Raw genomic sequence first — 15233 nt, 5'->3', positions numbered from 1 at the left:
AAACGGCCTAATTATATTTCTTGGGGTTTTCCCATTGGTGTTCCGAAAATTTTGTATTCGAAACCCTGTTTTTTTCGTCTTTTGTTTGTTTTGCAGCTTTTTCCCTACGCTGGTTCACGTAATCCTTTACTGCTGTTGAGGTGTAATTTCTCTCGTTTGATGTTTTACCTGAACGGGTATTTTCGTTAGTAGCTCCGTGCAGAAAAGAATTCTCGGCCATTTCCTTCAAGATTTTAGTGTACCAATACCCAGTAAACACCTGAATGCCAAAATTGTTTTACGTTTTTTTTATTTTTTAAATTTCTGCGCTTTTTTCAGATCATAGCACTGCCCATGTCTCCCCTTGGAGGAGAATTAAGCGGGAGGAAAAATTGCAAAGATAAGTTCCCCTGCCCCCTCAAAGGCCGCTAAACAAACATCCTTCGCTTAACTTCTTAACGGTTAAAATCCCGTTTAAACCAAAAAGGTTGCCTAAAAAAGACAACCTTTAAACTAATATATATAAAAAACTAATCGGCCAAAGCCCTAAACATGGTAGCGCCAACCGTTAAATTGGTACGACTGTCAATTAATATTGCCGAACCGTTCGCCTTATTCTCCTGATAAAGGTCCAAAGCCAGTGCATCGGCAGTTTTAAGTACTACCCTGCCAATATCATTTAACTTAAATTCATCTGCGGCGTGTTTTTCCAGCGTATTGATATCCACTTTGTACACCACATCAGCTATTTTAACCTTAGTTACTTTGCTATTATGCTGGAGCAAATAAGTGATTGAGGTATCCAAAGCTTTGGTGTCCATCCAACACAAATCAGCTTCAATCAGCTTGCTTTCTTGCGGCAAAGCCGATGAATTTACAATCGTGTCGCCGCGGCTAATATCCACATCGGTAGCCAAATGTATGGTTACAGATTGGCCAGAAGAGGCCTCGGCCAACTCCTTATCAAAAAACTCAATTTTACTGATGGTAGAACTTGCACCAGATGGCAATACGGTAATCTTGTCGTTCACCCTGAAAGTACCGCTTACCACCCGGCCGGCGTATCCTCTGTAGTCATGCAGTTCATCCGTTTGGGGCCTAATTACCCACTGTACCGGCAATCTGGCTTTTTCCGATTTTTCCTGTACATGGGTGTCTACCTTCTCCAGGAAATGCAATAGGCTATCTCCGTTGTACCAAGCCATTCTTTCAGATTTGTGTACGATGTTATCGCCTTTTAGCGCACTTACAGGAATATAGGTAACATCCTCAAGCCTTAGTTCCTGCGCCAAGCTTCTATATTTTTGGGCAATGGCATCAAATACCGTTTCGCTGTAATCTACCATATCCATTTTGTTCACGGCAACCACTACATGTTTAATGCCCAACAGCGACACCAGATAAGAATGGCGAATGGTTTGCTCAACCACACCATTTCTGGCGTCCACCAAAATAATGGCCAAGTTTGCCGTAGATGCGCCCGTAACCATGTTTCTGGTATATTGGATATGGCCCGGCGTATCGGCAATAATAAATTTGCGCTGGGCCGTCTGGAAATATTTATAGGCCACATCAATGGTAATTCCCTGCTCACGCTCTGCCCTCAAACCATCCGTTAAAATGGCCAAATCTACCGTACCATCATCATTTTTTCTGTTGGCATTCTGAATAGCCTCCAACTGGTCAGCTAAAATAGAATCGGTATCATATAACAAACGGCCAATCAAAGTGCTCTTGCCATCATCAACACTACCCGCTGTAAAAAATTTTAGTATGTTCATCTTTTAGTATCAAGTAATTAGTATCGGGTATCAAGATTAAACGAATATCAAAGTACTTGCTACTTGATACTCGCTACTAGATACTCCCTAAAAATATCCCCCCTTTTTCCTGTCTTCCATGGCCGCTTCCGAAACCTTGTCGTCCATGCGGGCACCACGTTCCGAGATTTTAGACTGGCTGATTTCCGCAATAATGTCATCAATCAAAAAAGCCTCCGATTCAATGGCTGCCGTACAAGAAATATCGCCCACCGTACGGAAACGCACTTTCTTTCGTTCTACCACATCTTCCTCGTCCATATTCACAAACGGAGAAGCCGCCATCAACTGTCCGTTACGCGTAATCACCTCACGATCATGGGCAAAATAAATGCTCGGCAGTTCGATATTTTCTCTGCGGATATAATTCCAAACATCAAGCTCTGTCCAGTTACTGATGGGGAACACACGCACATTTTCGCCCTTGTGGATTTTTCCATTATAAATGTTCCACAACTCTGGGCGCTGGCGCTTGGGATCCCACTGTCCAAATTCATCCCTTACCGAAAAAATACGTTCCTTAGCCCTGGCCTTTTCCTCGTCCCGGCGGGCACCGCCAATACAGGCATCAAACTGGTGCTGCTCAATGGTGTCCAGCAGGGTAACCGTTTGCAAAGCGTTTCTACTGGCATTTTTGCCTTTCTGTTCCACTACTTTTCCTTCGTCAATAGACTGTTGTACAGAACCTACAATCAGTCGCTCGCCCAAACGAGCCACCATTTTGTCGCGATAGTCGATAGTTTCCTCAAAGTTGTGGCCGGTATCAATATGCACCAATGGAAACGGGAATTTCCCCGGCCTAAAAGCTTTCTCCGCCAAACGAACTAAAGTAATGGAATCCTTACCTCCCGAAAACAGCAATGCAGGTTTTTCAAACTGCCCCGCTACCTCTCTCAAGATATGGATAGCCTCTGCCTCAAGCTCATCCAAATAATCAAAATTATATCTACTCATTTTTTTGGTTATGTCTTTTTTTAATTTGAAAAGCAAGGTCAATTGCTCTTCGGTTGCTTTAGTCCCGCTATCCGTTTCAAGTTTGGCCTTCGACAAGCTCAGCCTGACAAACTTTTCACTACTATCGGGTTTATTTTTGTTGGGGTTGGGCTGATATCTCTCAAACACCCCGCCCTTCGGGCACCCCTCTAAAAGAGGGGAATTGTGCTTTGGAACGGAAGCAAAACTTTCCAACTTTACAACCTTCCAGCTTTTCTACCATTACTAACCCCTAATTCCTAGCTACTAATACCTAACTCGCATGCAAGCCACACTCCTTCTTGCTTTGGTCTTCCCACCACCAACGGCCTGCCCTAAAATCCTCTCCTTCCCTAACCGCACGTGTACAAGGCGCACAACCAATGCTAGGGAAACCTTTATCGTGCAGGGTATTATACACAATGTTATGTTCCTTCACGTAAGCTTTTACATCATCCAGCGTCCAATCAAAAATGGGATGGAATTTAAGTAATTGGTTTCCTTCGTCCCACTCTATGTCTTCCATCCCCTCGCGGTTAGCACTTTGGTCGGCCCTAATGCCTGTAATCCATAGTTCATTTCCCGCCAGGGCCCTTTTCAAAGGCTCAATCTTTCTGATGTAGCAGCATTCCTTTCGGTTTTCTACCGATTCGTAAAAGCTATTTGGGCCTTTTGCTGCCACCATAGCCTGTAACAAATCGCTTTGCGGGAAATAAGCATGAATGGGCTGCTGATAAATTTCCAAGGTTCTGTTCCATACATAGTAGGTTTCTGGGAAAAGCCTGCCTGTTTCCAACGTAAATACTTTGATCGGGATTTTATGGGCAAATATCAGGTGCGTAACCACTTGGTCTTCCCAGCCAAAACTGGTCGAAAATACAATTTTATCTTTATATTTCTGGGCCAGATATTGGAGTTTAGCAACCACGTCCAAACCTTCCAGCGCTTTCTTCAATACTTTGATCATTACTTACTTAACAATATAAAAATGGTTCTTAAACTGGTGATGATAACGATAATGCCTACCATGATCATGATGGTTTTGGCATTTAGCCGCTTGGTTAGCAGCGCCCCAAACGGTGCGGCAATACAGCCGCCCAAAATCAGTCCCAAAATAATTTGCCAATGGGTCAAACCAATCATCATGATGAAGGTTAGCGAACTGGACAAGGTCACAAAAAACTCGGTAAGGTTAACCGACCCAATGGTATAGCGTGGGTGTCCGCCTCTGGCAATTAGCGTTGAGGTTACAATTGGCCCCCAGCCACCACCCCCTATCGAATCTAAAAATGCGCCTACAAAAGCCAACGGCCCAATTTTTTTCAAAGGTTTGGTCTTTTTCTGCTTGGCAACAGCCTTTAATAAAATCTTGACTCCCAAAAACAAGGTGTATGCAGAAACTACAGGTTTAATGATATGTCCGTAGTTTTCCAAAGACGATAAAATATAGGCCCCTGCAATGGCGCCAATAATACCGGGCAATAACAGTTTCTTAAATAACTTGGTGCGTACGTTGCCAAAACGAAGGTGCATTAAGCCAGAAACGCCGCTGGTGAAAATCTCTGAGGCGTGTACACTGGCACTTGCCGCCGCTGGCGTTACCCCAAAGGAAAGTAAAAAAGTGGTAGCACTTACGCCATAGGCCATTCCCAAGGCACCATCTACCAATTGTGCCAAAAAGCCGCCCAAAATAAAGTACAGAATAGTACTATCTACTTGATCGGTTAGGCCAACAAATACATCTCCGAGCTTGGCAAATGGGATAAACGATAAGAAGATATGTCCAACCACCATCAAGGCGATAACAGACAGCGACCAGATCACGATTTTTTTCGCATTGAACTTATTCTCCTTCTCCAAAAAGGTAGCTGTAATGCCGTTCAATACCTTCACTTTATGCTTGATATCGCCATTAAGGTTATGCCTAATTTGATTAAGCTGACCAATTGAATGGTCTATTTCCTGGGGAATAGCATTGTCCAGTACTTCCTTTAACCTTTTAGCCATGGTTGGCGATTTGCCGTTGGTAGAAATGGCAATCTTCAAATCTCCCTTTTTAACAATAGAACCTAAATAAAAATCGCAGAGTTCTGGTTTATCGGCTACGTTGATGAGCAGGCCTTTTTCATGCGCCAAGGCCCGTAATTCAGTGTTAAAAGTATTGTTGTTGGTAGCAGCAAAAACAAGGTCGATATCTTCCAAATCATCCGCAGAAAAAGCCTTTTGCCTGATAGACACGTTGGGTTTGGCCGCTGCGATTTCAAAAAAAGCGTTGTGGATATCCTTGGCTACCACGGTAACATTGGCTTCTTCGCTGTTGTTCACAATAGCATTTAATTTTTCCAGTCCCACTTCGCCCGCACCAACCAATAAAGTACGCAGCTCATTCAGCTTGATAAAAGCTGGAAAAAGCTGATTGCCATTTTGATGGTTTGGCAAGGTTTCTACTGCTGTTTTTGGACTAGGAGATGGCTGCATATTGTTTAATTACATTTTTAAAGGATGGGTGTAATGACACAACCTCTCCAAAGATAAGCAAGGCAGGTGCTTCAATCTGCTCCTCGTTTACTTTAGCCACAATATGCTGTACGGTGCTTATAACTAATTTTTCATTTTCAGCAGAGCCATTTTGCACTACTGCGGCAGGCAATTGGGCTTTTCCCGCTGCACTAAATATTTCGGCAATTTTTGGCAATTGCTTTAAGCCCATTAAAACAACCACCGTTGCATTGGACTGCGCTGCCTGATAAATATCCGCAGAAATTTGACCGCTGGTGGTGGTTCCCGTAATTACCCAAAAGCTTTCGCTCAAACCACGGTGAGTTACGGGTATTTGCTGCAATCCTGGCACGCCAATAGAACTAGAAATACCTGGAATAACTGATACGGGAATACTATAGGAAGCAGCAAAATCTAACTCTTCGTAACCACGACCAAACACAAAAGGGTCGCCACCTTTTAATCTCACTACATGTCCGTAGTTCAGGGCATAATCAATCATTAATCTGTTAATAGCGTCTTGCGAATGAGAGTGTTCTCCCGAACGTTTGCCTACATATACTTTAATGGCATCTTTTGGTGCGTGCTCCAACAATGCTTCGTTGGTCAAGGCATCGTATAATACCACATCAGCAGCCTGTAGTGCTTTTACTCCTTTCAAAGTTAACAAATCTGGGTCACCAGGACCAGCTCCTAATAAGGTTATTTTTGATTCTATATGTTTGTTATGTTGTGTCATTTTATTAATGTGATGATTTGAAAATTCGATAATTAGCTAATTATCAAATAATCCAATTAGCTAATTAATTCTGTTCTCTTTGCCTTAATATCATTTAAAAACTGTGCGGCCTGCTCGTGGTAAGCTTTGGCAAAAGTTTCCGAAGGCTCGTTTTGATTAATTTGCAGTACCAAATCCGAGAAACTTTGTCCAAAATTGAACTCGCCAGTTTCTACATAATGATTATCAAACTCCCTGATTACCCCTGCTTGTGTACTACTGTTTACCCCTTTATCAAGCAAGAGTGATTTTGCTGCACTCACCATCGAAGCATAGGTATGATAAATGGCATCGGCATAAGCACCATTGTTTAACGAAGCAGTTGCCCAACCAAATTTTTCATCAGCTTCCAATAATAAAGTGGCTACCAAATCAATCACTACGCCTGCACATTCGCCTACACCAATGGCGGTTACAAAGGTTTCCTCGTGTCCCCAATCCACAAATTCTTCTGCTTTAAGGGCAGTTAAATCTGCCAAAGGCTTCAAAAGCTGATAGAAATAATCTTTCCCTTGCCTATCGTAATACTGATGAAAGGTTTCTTCTGTCTGGTTGTTTTCTTTAAAATCGTTAAGCAAATAGTGCAGTACGCTTGTGGCACGTTTTGAAGGTACTTTAATGACGCGTTCTGCCACGCGGCCGTAGCCATTTCCAACGGTACCGCCGCCCAACATCACTTGTACTGCCGGTACTACTTTACCATCGGCCTTTAGGGAACTTCCGTGAAAGCCAATTTCGGCCAAACCATGCTGGCCGCAGGAGTTCATACACCCACTGATTTTGATATTGATGTTCTTCTCGTAGATAAATTCTGGGAAATCGTGGTAAATCACGTCTTCCAAAACTTCCGCTAAGGTCATACTGTTAGAAATGCCGAGGTTACAGGTATCTGTTCCTGGGCAAGTGGTGATATCTGCCAAACTATCAAAACCTAAAGCGGTAAAACCAAGTTGATTTAGGGCTACATATAATGATGGCAAGGCTTCTTTTCTTACAAATTTCAACAGCAAGCCTTGGTTTTGGGTAATTCTGATTTCATCGGCCACAAAAGGTTTAACAGCCGCTACAAATGCCCTGGCTTTATCGGTTTTAATATCGCCTATGGTTACTTTTATATAAACGCCATAAAAACCTTGCTGCTTTTGCTCAATCACGTTGGTAGCCAACCAATGCTGGTAGTGCTGTTCATTTTCAATCGCTACTGTAGCATAATCCTGTTCAGCTGGTGGTTCGGGTTGAGGAACGGCCGAAATATCTACCTTAAAAGTTTTCACCTTGTTGGCAATTTTCTCCTCCTCTACCAAACGCAGTACTTCTTCCAAACCAAGCTTTTGAACCAGGTATTTTAAACGGGCCTTGTTACGGTTGTTGCGTTCGCCATATCGGTCAAACACGCGTAGCACAGCTTCGGTATAGGGAATTAGCTGATCTTCGTGCAAAAATTCCTGAACAGCACTGGCCAAAAATGGCTGTGCTCCCAAGCCACCCGCTAGCATTACCTTAAATCCGCGCTCTCCTTTTTCGTTGATTTTCGGAATAAATCCCAAATCATGGATATAGCTGTAGGCCGTATCCTTATCACTCGAAGAAAAAGAGATTTTAATTTTCCTGCCCATTTCCTGACAGATGGGATTACGCAGAAAATAAGCAAAAACAGCCTGTGCGTACGGAGAAACATCGAAAGGTTCATCTGGATCAATACCTGCATTTGGCGACGAAGTAACGTTACGAACGGTGTTCCCACAAGCTTCACGCAGGGTGATGTCATCTTGCTCCAGCTTGGCCCAAAGCTCCGGGGTCCTGTCTAGGCTCACATAGTGGATTTGAATATCCTGACGGGTGGTTAAATGCAGGTTGCCACTTCCGTACTCATCAGCAATATCCGCAATACGCAACAATTGTTTAAAAGTTACCTTACCAAATGGCAGTTTAATGCGTACCATTTGCACCCCTGGCTGGCGCTGTCCGTAAACGCCCCTTGCCAAGCGAAGGCTCCTAAATTTTTCTTCGTGTATCGTACCGTCACGGAAGGCCTTGATCTTACGCTCAAGATCAATGATATCCTGTTCTATGATTGGATTTTCAAGTTCTGTTCTAAAACTTTGCATTGGTTGTTCGTTGTGTTTTTATTCAAAAAATGCCTCTCTTTCAGGAGAAGCATCTATGTTATGTCTTTAAAATCAGATATATATAGTACTCCCTTACCTCACTTTACAGCAATAGTGCATGGTTAATTGTGGCATGGAACAAAATATTTTTATCGATTTCATCCGCCAAATATATAAAGTATATAGGAATAGTAGTAATTATTTTTAAACTTTTTTTAAAATCCTATAGAATAAAGGATCGTTTTACGTGAACTTATGCAAGCCTATATATCGGCAAAACGTCGGGTTGAGTGCAATAAAATCATCTCTGGAAAGATATTCTATTCAAGCACGTATGCCGGATAGCGGGTTTTGGTCCGTCTATTTCGTCATGCCAAACACTTTAAAACATAAAGGAATAAGGCCACAGGAAATTGCAAAAAATATAGCCACTCTGAGGTAATTTAGTGTTTGCCAAAGTGAAACCCGATGAACCAGGTCGTTTGGAAACACCTGCGTTGCAGCCATTTTTTGAAATGCTATGATATTTGGTGCGAAAAACATCAATGTCCATACCCTTACGGCCAAATGAACTGCCAAAAGGATTAAAAGCCAATTTCGCACAGGGTCAATCTTCCAGCAAAAAACAAGGGCCAAAATCCATGTAAGCTCATGAAGCGAATGGAGAACAATCCAGAAAACTTTAAGGCTGGTGCCGTTTCCATCAAGCAGCAGTTTAAAATTATCGGGAGCCGATGAAACCCATTTGGGCACAAATACCATCGTTTCAAAAATTTGTGCACCATTCATCAAAAAATAGATGAGCGTAGTAATGCCAAGCCATATTTCGGCTCTGGTTACCTCGTTGGTGGATAGGTTTTCCATTTTATTTATTATTTAAATGATCTGCTGTTTCTTTCATTATCTCAGTGGCTTCGGTAAAATATCGTGCAATGGTTTGTATTTCCTGTTCCGAAAAAGTAGCGAGTAGTTTCTGGGTTTTCTGTTGCAGTTCGTCAAAAAACGGGCTCAGTAGCTTCATGCTATTTTCAATATTTGGAACCACCACAACCTTTCTCCTATCCGATTTGACAAATTGTCTTTTAAGCAGCCCTTTTTCCTCCAACCGATCAATGAGGCCGGTAACTGCACCCGTGGTTAAGCCCGTAAGTTTCGAAATATCCCCTGCTGTAATTGATTTGTGCTGCAGTATCAATCCGAGATATTTATGGTCGGCCCCTGAAAGTCCTGCTTTACGGGCTATCGCCTCATGCATAAAAATCGAAGCATCCGAGTATTGCCTACTTGCCGTTCTGAACAACATCAGCAAATCATTATTTTTAATTTGTTTCACTAAATAAGTATCTTAGTAACAAAGATAAATAAAACTATCATACATTGCCAAATTTTAAATTACTATTGAATAATTACCGCAGGGCTCCGCAAAAAAAAGAGCTTGAAAAATATTTTTGGAGATTTGCTATATTTAACCAATACCCTTTAAGCCCAACTATCATGAACTTTTTAAAAAGATCCACCACTTGGACAAACCTTGAATTTATGCCATTTAAGTTATGTATAGCAAGTATTTACATTATTATTGGCAGCTATTTTAACCAATTTTTTAAAACCTACTATGTACCGCTATTTATCCTGTTTGGGCTTACCTTGGTTTGGACTTTAGGGCTTTGGCTAAAGAAAATGAAAAGCTAGCACTGTTGTTTATTCCAGCAAACGTTTCCTGAATTGCGGTGTGAGATAAAAGGCCAATTCTTTTTTACCAAGCCTAACTTCGAAAGTTTCATAGCCACTGTTACGATATTGACCTGTATCGGTAATACAAAAGATAATTTCATTTAAATGCCCTTTCTCATCACTGATGATCTGGTATTGGTCAAGTGCCGCTGGGCTTACCTTAATCCCTTTCTTCTGCATTTTTAGTTTCTCGCTAAGCACTTCCAAGAGGCTTTCGTGGTTGGCAAATAATGCTTTACCCAATATTTTGCCCGTGTTAAGATCAAAACAATGGTACCGTTTTGTTTCAAAAGGCGAGCCATACGATTGAACATTTACCAATAAATTCAATATGCCCGATTTGTGATAGAACACTTCATAATGCTCAAAACCATAGCCCGATTGTCTTAATTCGCCGCTAGTCATTAAAGCCTTTAAGGTATCTTTTTTTGCTGATAGCCTTTGTTCTGGCGTAGCCGAAATATAACTGCCCAAAATATGCGGATTCCGGATTTTCTGATAAATGGCCGAAAGGGGAACATTTTTATTATCCAACTTGATTTCTTCCAGTACGTAATATATACCATCAATTTGAACGGAATCTTTAAGAACTTTCACCTGTTGTGCCCTAACCTGCCCCAAAAGCAATACAATACTGGCAACGAATATATTGATGGCTTTACTTTTCACAATTATCTTTGTTATTCCATTGAAAAATACACAAACCTGTCCCTTGTCATCCCAATAAACAAACCTGTAAAATGTACACTTGATTTTAAGGATATTCCTAAAGATAGTATTTTTATATATTGCTGTTATTAAGTAGAGATAAATTCAATACCCAGCTACAGAAAGATGAATGAACATATCGCTGATGAACTGATAGCCATGGCCAGGCACGATTTACAGGTACGCGAAAAATTATTACAAGCAGGTAAACTTTCACAGGGCTACAGCTCGGAAATGGAGCAATTGCACCTTAAAAATGCAGCAAAACTGGAAGAAATTATCGATTTGATGGGGTATCCGACACGTTCAAAAGTTGGTGAGGAAGCCAGCGAAGCGGCGTGGCTTATTGTACAACACGCCATAAGCAGGCCCGCTTTAATGAAAAGATGCTATGCCTTATTATCAGAAAATAATGATGATGTTGATGCGCAAAACCTAGCCTATTTACATGACAGGATATGCTATTTTGAAGGCCGGCCACAAAGATTTGGCACCCAGTTTGACCACCGAGGCCTATATCCGGTTGAAGACAAGGCCGAAACAATACGCTTGCGCAAAGCACTGCAAATGAGTGCGCATGACGAGAGTGTTATGGTGGAATGCAAGGACATGGCCGCAGACCTGCATTGTGGCGAGCTGGCGTTTAACCAATGGAGAAAGAGCGTTGGATGGCTGTAAAATGGCGGCGCTGTGATAACGTTCCGCAACGCTAGGAAATGACTTCTTCCAGCGGAAATTCTTGGATTTTCTCAGGTTTATGTTTCCAACGGCGATGGCTCCACAACCAATAGGCTGGCTCTTTGTTGATGAAATCTTCCAGAAACTTGGTATGTGCTTCGGTAATTTCAAACTCCACTGTTTCTTTTGGAGAAAGGCAAATTGGCACGCAATCTACCTCATAACAACCACGTTTCACGTAGCTTGTTCTTAAATAAAAAACGGGCCTGTTGGTTTTCAAAGCTATTTTTTCTACTCCCATTTGTATGGCCGCGGGTTGGTTTAACAACGTAGTCCAGTATTTGGTATCACCTCTGGATGGCGACTGATCACTGCCGAAGGTGAACATTGTTGGGCGGTCTTTGGTTGCTTGAATGGTTCGAATGGTTTGCCGCATAGCAACCATGTGGTTGCCATATCTGCTCCTCATTTTAAAAAACCAGTCGTCAAAAAATGCGTTGCTCAGCGGTTTGTATATAGGATAATGTTCGGCCGAGAAAGCCATGCCAATAGCCATACAAACCCATTCGTAATTGCCGTAATGTGAAGAACAAAACAACACGCTTTCATTGTTCTTGAGGTAAACTTCTACCAAGTCTGCATTCTTAAACCTTACCCGTTTCTGTAGCTCCTGTGCAGAAATGCTATCCATCTTTATCACTTCTACGATTAAACAAGTTAAATACCTGAAAAATTTCTTCTCAATAGCTATGATTTCAGCCAATTCCTTTTCAGGAAAAGACTTCGAAAGGTTTTCTCTAACTACTTTTTTACGATAACCGAAAACATGATATACCAATACGTAAAAAATATCAGCCAATAGATACAAAAAAACAAAAGGCATACGTGATAATAGCCTTAAACTGAAAACTCCGAAGCGGGAGAGCGCATTTTGCAACATCTATATTATTTTTGGCAAAGATAGCTCATTACTGTTAAATAATTTTTAAGAAATAATGGCATCTTTTCAGGAGTAAAGCCAATGGCCAGCAAACAATATGCGCTGTTTCCACGTTATACGCCAGAACATTAACCCTGGCACCTTGGCTACTAACCATTCAACACGCACTCCCAACAAATTAGGCCTGCCTAAAATCGTATTGATTTTGGTACTTTCGGCCGTGCTTATTGCACAAGCTTATTCTGGCTATCAATTGCATCATCTGTCACAAAAACAGCAGGTTTTGAAACGTGATTATGCCGAGATGAACAACATTTCACTAGGCTTGTTTTCCATTTCCCAGTGGCAAGATAAAATCCAGACCATTATTATACGGCAAACAAGAAATCTTGAGCTTACCCCTGCTCAAAAAAAAGCTTTGCAGAAAGAAATTGAGGGAGTAATAACTGCCTTGATTGATAAGGCGGAGAACTTGGTCACTAAACCTAAAAAGAAGTCGCTACGGGGCAAGATTGCCAAGTTTGCCGTTAAGAATTTTATTGACGTTGACACGCTCAAAAAGAAGGTACCCGGCATTGCCCACACCATTATCGGCAAAATAGATAATCCAAAGGCTAAAAGGCAATTAAGTGCCATGGCACTGGAAAAGCTTGACGAAATTGATGAGATCGAATCCATTGACAGTGCCCTAACGGTTAATGCCAAAAAGATGCAAAAAACCTACCAGCATTATGGCGTTGCCAACTCCAACGCTTTTAATCAAAAAGTTAAGGCCCAACTTAAAAGCATTAACCGTGCCACCTATAACTATTGTACCGCCATGTTAATTGGCATAGTGATATTCTTAACAGCCTGGGGCATTTTCCGCAGGCAAAAACCCTTGTATGCCACCTTATTCATACTCTCGTTGGCCATGGCCTTTATCCTGCTGGCCGTGGGCCTAACTGCGGCAATGATTGAAGTAGATGCCCGTATCGGGGCTATTGATTTTACGTTACTGGGGCAAGATATCGCCTTTCGAGACCAAGTGCTGTTTTTCCAGTCCAAAAGCATTTTGGATGTGGTGATGATCTTGATTAGCGGTACAGCGATCGATTCCGTTTTGGTTGGGATCCTGATCCTGATTTTCAGTATTTTATTTCCAGTAATGAAGCTAAGCTCAACTGGGATACACCTGCTTGGCAAGAAAAAACTGGCCGAAAACAGATTCATCAAATATTTTGCTTTTCAATCGGGTAAATGGAGCATGGCCGATGTGATCGTAATTGCCATTTTAATGGCCTATATTGGACTAAACGGTTTATTGGAAGCACAATTGGCCCGCTTACACATCCCCGTACAGTCACTTACTATTATTTCTACCCACAATACGGCATTACAACCCGGCTATCTCATCTTTATTGCCTTTGTGCTTTTTGGCCTGGTACTTTCTACGATTTTGAAATCCATTAGCCCGCATAATGGCAATCATGCTGATGAACCCATAACTATTGATGATCTTAACCACAAAAAGCCTTGAAAACTACTGCCCATCACTCAAAAACCAAAAAGCCATTCCTTACTCAATTGCTGCTGATTTTGGGCCTGAGCCTGCTATTGGCTGCAGAAAGCTATTTTGGCTATCAGCTCTATACACTTTCAGCCCAGCAGGAAAGGCTTAAGGAAGATTATTCTACTGCAAACAACATCACTTTCGGGGTATTTTCGCTTGATTTGTGGCGGGATAAACTTTCGAATATTGTTAACCGTAAAATCAAAAGCTTTAAAATAACTGACGAGCAAAAGAAGGACCTGCAGGAGGAGGTTGAGAAACAATTGCACGGTATGATTGATGAGGTGGTAGCTCAATTTGACAAGCCACAAAAAAGCTTGGGCGACAAATTGAAAAAATTTGCCTTTAAGCAATTGGTAGAGCCAAAAGAACTTCATGCACAAGTTCCTTCTTTTGCCCGTACCATTGTGAACCGCATCAATGCGCCTAGAGCTATAAAAAAACTGAAAGGCATTGCCACTACCGAGTTTAATGAACTGGCCGAGCAGATTTACGATAGTACCGCTACGGCACACAGCAAAATGACCCGTTACTTGTTTAAAAAATACGAAGTGAACAGTATCTCAAGTTTTAACAGTCATTTGGAGCATCGCTTGAAAAGTATCAGAAAAGTAACCTATAACTATGCCTATGCCATGTTGGGATGCATTGTTGCCGTGCTATGTCTCTGGTTGCCCTTGCTTAAACGATCACATTTACATACCCCGCTTTTTGTCATGTCGCTATTATTTGCCTTGGTGCTATTAATGGTGGGATGTACCGTCTCTATCATTGAAGTAGATGCCCGACTTAGCAGTTTGGAGCTTCATTTACTTGGTGAAAAGCTTGCCTTCAGCAATCAGGTACTGTTCTTCCAGTCGAAAAGTATTTTAGGCACTGCACAGGTTTTAATCCAACAACCTAAGCCTGATTCAGTTACCGTAGGGGTCCTTATTTTACTTTTTGTGATTACCCTGCCTATTTTAAGGATAACGGCAAGGGGCATTCACCTGCTTTGCCATCCGCCCGTTTCCGAAAACAAGATTACTCGATACCTGGCTTTTAGCGCAGCAAAATGGGACATGGCCGATGTAATGGTTGTGGGAATTTTAATGACCTATATTGGCTTGAATGGCATTTTACAAAGCCAACTTTCTGATTTAAACATCAAGAGCGATACTTTGATCACCAACACGGTCAACTACACGTCGCTACAACCTGGATTTATCATTTTTGCGGGCTATGTGGCCTGTACCATTGTACTTTCTTACCTGATGAAGAACGTGGCCTGCCCTCCAAAAGAGGCGGTAAAATAAGTTTTTACTTTTCAATGGCGAATCAAATCGGAATCGTCACTATATTTGTGCCGAGAGCGTTAATTTAGATGGCGGGGATGTTCGAAAGGGCATCTCCGCTTTTTTTATATCCCATTTTTCTCTCTTTGAAACCCCATGGATACCACGTCGTTTCGGTATAGGCAACAGCT

The 15233-nt window shown here is 41.8% G+C and carries 15 protein-coding genes; 4 read left to right on the top strand and 11 right to left on the bottom strand.

Annotated elements, in window-relative coordinates:
- Positions 1–7 precede the first annotated feature (7 nt).
- From DUT71_RS03420 to DUT71_RS03380, 9 genes are all read right to left on the bottom strand, one after another.
- Positions 8–220 (bottom strand): hypothetical protein, encoded by a 213-nt coding sequence (locus tag DUT71_RS03420; RefSeq protein ID WP_113661143.1) that lies wholly within the window; start codon positions 218–220, stop codon positions 8–10.
- 289 nt (positions 221–509) lie between these two features.
- Positions 510–1760, bottom strand: coding sequence for a sulfate adenylyltransferase subunit 1 (locus DUT71_RS03415; RefSeq protein WP_113661142.1), 1251 nt, complete (start codon positions 1758–1760; stop codon positions 510–512).
- An 87-nt stretch (positions 1761–1847) separates the two neighbouring features.
- Positions 1848–2753, bottom strand: coding sequence for a sulfate adenylyltransferase subunit CysD (gene cysD, locus DUT71_RS03410; RefSeq protein ID WP_113661598.1), 906 nt, complete (start codon positions 2751–2753; stop codon positions 1848–1850).
- Between the two features lie 292 nt (positions 2754–3045).
- On the bottom strand, positions 3046–3738 hold the full coding sequence (locus DUT71_RS03405) for a phosphoadenylyl-sulfate reductase (RefSeq protein ID WP_113661141.1): 693 nt from the start codon (positions 3736–3738) through the stop codon (positions 3046–3048).
- Positions 3738–5249, bottom strand: a complete 1512-nt coding sequence (locus DUT71_RS03400; RefSeq protein WP_113661140.1) for a TSUP family transporter — start codon at positions 5247–5249, stop codon at positions 3738–3740. Before DUT71_RS03400 ends, DUT71_RS03405 begins: the two co-directional genes overlap by 1 nt.
- Positions 5233–6009, bottom strand: a complete 777-nt coding sequence (cobA, locus tag DUT71_RS03395) for a uroporphyrinogen-III C-methyltransferase (protein ID WP_113661139.1) — start codon at positions 6007–6009, stop codon at positions 5233–5235. The genes DUT71_RS03400 and cobA overlap by 17 nt, the downstream gene beginning before the upstream one ends.
- A 56-nt stretch (positions 6010–6065) precedes the next feature.
- Positions 6066–8156: a HEPN domain-containing protein gene (locus tag DUT71_RS03390; protein ID WP_113661138.1), complete on the bottom strand. Its 2091-nt coding sequence runs from the start codon at positions 8154–8156 to the stop codon at positions 6066–6068.
- Between the two features lie 360 nt (positions 8157–8516).
- Positions 8517–9020, bottom strand: coding sequence for a transposase (locus tag DUT71_RS03385; RefSeq protein WP_113661137.1), 504 nt, complete (start codon positions 9018–9020; stop codon positions 8517–8519).
- A 1-nt stretch (position 9021) separates the two neighbouring features.
- The gene (locus tag DUT71_RS03380) at positions 9022–9489 is read right to left on the bottom strand and encodes a MarR family winged helix-turn-helix transcriptional regulator (protein WP_205313836.1); all 468 of its coding nucleotides are present in this window, start codon (positions 9487–9489) and stop codon (positions 9022–9024) included.
- 161 nt (positions 9490–9650) lie between these two features.
- On the opposite strand from DUT71_RS03380, the gene DUT71_RS03375 reads away from it, so the two are divergent.
- A complete protein-coding gene (locus DUT71_RS03375; RefSeq protein ID WP_113661596.1) occupies positions 9651–9848 on the top strand; it encodes a hypothetical protein in 198 nt (65 codons plus the stop codon).
- A 9-nt stretch (positions 9849–9857) separates the two neighbouring features.
- On the opposite strand, the gene DUT71_RS03370 is transcribed toward DUT71_RS03375, so the two are convergent.
- Positions 9858–10559 carry a hypothetical protein gene (locus DUT71_RS03370; RefSeq protein WP_113661136.1) on the bottom strand — a complete coding sequence of 234 codons (702 nt, stop codon included), beginning with the start codon at positions 10557–10559 and terminating at the stop codon, positions 9858–9860.
- 165 nt (positions 10560–10724) lie between these two features.
- Between DUT71_RS03370 and DUT71_RS03365 the strand changes: the two genes are divergently transcribed.
- Positions 10725–11276, top strand: a complete 552-nt coding sequence (locus DUT71_RS03365; protein WP_113661135.1) for a DUF6624 domain-containing protein — start codon at positions 10725–10727, stop codon at positions 11274–11276.
- Between the two features lie 31 nt (positions 11277–11307).
- On the opposite strand, the gene DUT71_RS03360 is transcribed toward DUT71_RS03365, so the two are convergent.
- Positions 11308–12216: a lysophospholipid acyltransferase family protein gene (locus DUT71_RS03360; protein ID WP_113661134.1), complete on the bottom strand. Its 909-nt coding sequence runs from the start codon at positions 12214–12216 to the stop codon at positions 11308–11310.
- Positions 12217–12313: 97 nt separating this feature from the next.
- Between DUT71_RS03360 and DUT71_RS03355 the strand changes: the two genes are divergently transcribed.
- The gene (locus DUT71_RS03355) at positions 12314–13735 is read left to right on the top strand and encodes a paraquat-inducible protein A (RefSeq protein WP_113661133.1); all 1422 of its coding nucleotides are present in this window, start codon (positions 12314–12316) and stop codon (positions 13733–13735) included.
- Positions 13732–15063, top strand: a complete 1332-nt coding sequence (locus DUT71_RS03350; protein WP_113661132.1) for a paraquat-inducible protein A — start codon at positions 13732–13734, stop codon at positions 15061–15063. Before DUT71_RS03355 ends, DUT71_RS03350 begins: the two co-directional genes overlap by 4 nt.
- Positions 15064–15233 lie beyond the last annotated feature (170 nt).

The organism is Pedobacter nanyangensis (assembly GCF_003313505.1).
Taxonomy (GTDB): Bacteria; Bacteroidota; Bacteroidia; order Sphingobacteriales; family Sphingobacteriaceae; genus Pedobacter; species Pedobacter nanyangensis.
Note: the sequence above shows the minus strand (reverse complement) of the source record. Positions and strands in the feature narration are given on the sequence as shown.

What these genes read in the sequence shown, in the direction of transcription:
- DUT71_RS03420 (WP_113661143.1), bottom strand. Translation starts at nt 220, where the DNA reads ATGGCCGAGAATTCTTTTCTGCACGGAGCTACTAACGAAAATACCCGT.
- DUT71_RS03415 (WP_113661142.1), bottom strand. Translation starts at nt 1,760, where the DNA reads ATGAACATACTAAAATTTTTTACAGCGGGTAGTGTTGATGATGGCAAG.
- cysD (WP_113661598.1), bottom strand. Translation starts at nt 2,753, where the DNA reads ATGAGTAGATATAATTTTGATTATTTGGATGAGCTTGAGGCAGAGGCT.
- DUT71_RS03405 (WP_113661141.1), bottom strand. Translation starts at nt 3,738, where the DNA reads ATGATCAAAGTATTGAAGAAAGCGCTGGAAGGTTTGGACGTGGTTGCT.
- DUT71_RS03400 (WP_113661140.1), bottom strand. Translation starts at nt 5,249, where the DNA reads ATGCAGCCATCTCCTAGTCCAAAAACAGCAGTAGAAACCTTGCCAAAC.
- cobA (WP_113661139.1), bottom strand. Translation starts at nt 6,009, where the DNA reads ATGACACAACATAACAAACATATAGAATCAAAAATAACCTTATTAGGA.
- DUT71_RS03390 (WP_113661138.1), bottom strand. Translation starts at nt 8,156, where the DNA reads ATGCAAAGTTTTAGAACAGAACTTGAAAATCCAATCATAGAACAGGAT.
- DUT71_RS03385 (WP_113661137.1), bottom strand. Translation starts at nt 9,020, where the DNA reads ATGGAAAACCTATCCACCAACGAGGTAACCAGAGCCGAAATATGGCTT.
- DUT71_RS03375 (WP_113661596.1), top strand. Translation starts at nt 9,651, where the DNA reads ATGAACTTTTTAAAAAGATCCACCACTTGGACAAACCTTGAATTTATG.
- DUT71_RS03365 (WP_113661135.1), top strand. Translation starts at nt 10,725, where the DNA reads ATGAATGAACATATCGCTGATGAACTGATAGCCATGGCCAGGCACGAT.
- DUT71_RS03360 (WP_113661134.1), bottom strand. Translation starts at nt 12,216, where the DNA reads ATGTTGCAAAATGCGCTCTCCCGCTTCGGAGTTTTCAGTTTAAGGCTA.
- DUT71_RS03355 (WP_113661133.1), top strand. Translation starts at nt 12,314, where the DNA reads ATGCGCTGTTTCCACGTTATACGCCAGAACATTAACCCTGGCACCTTG.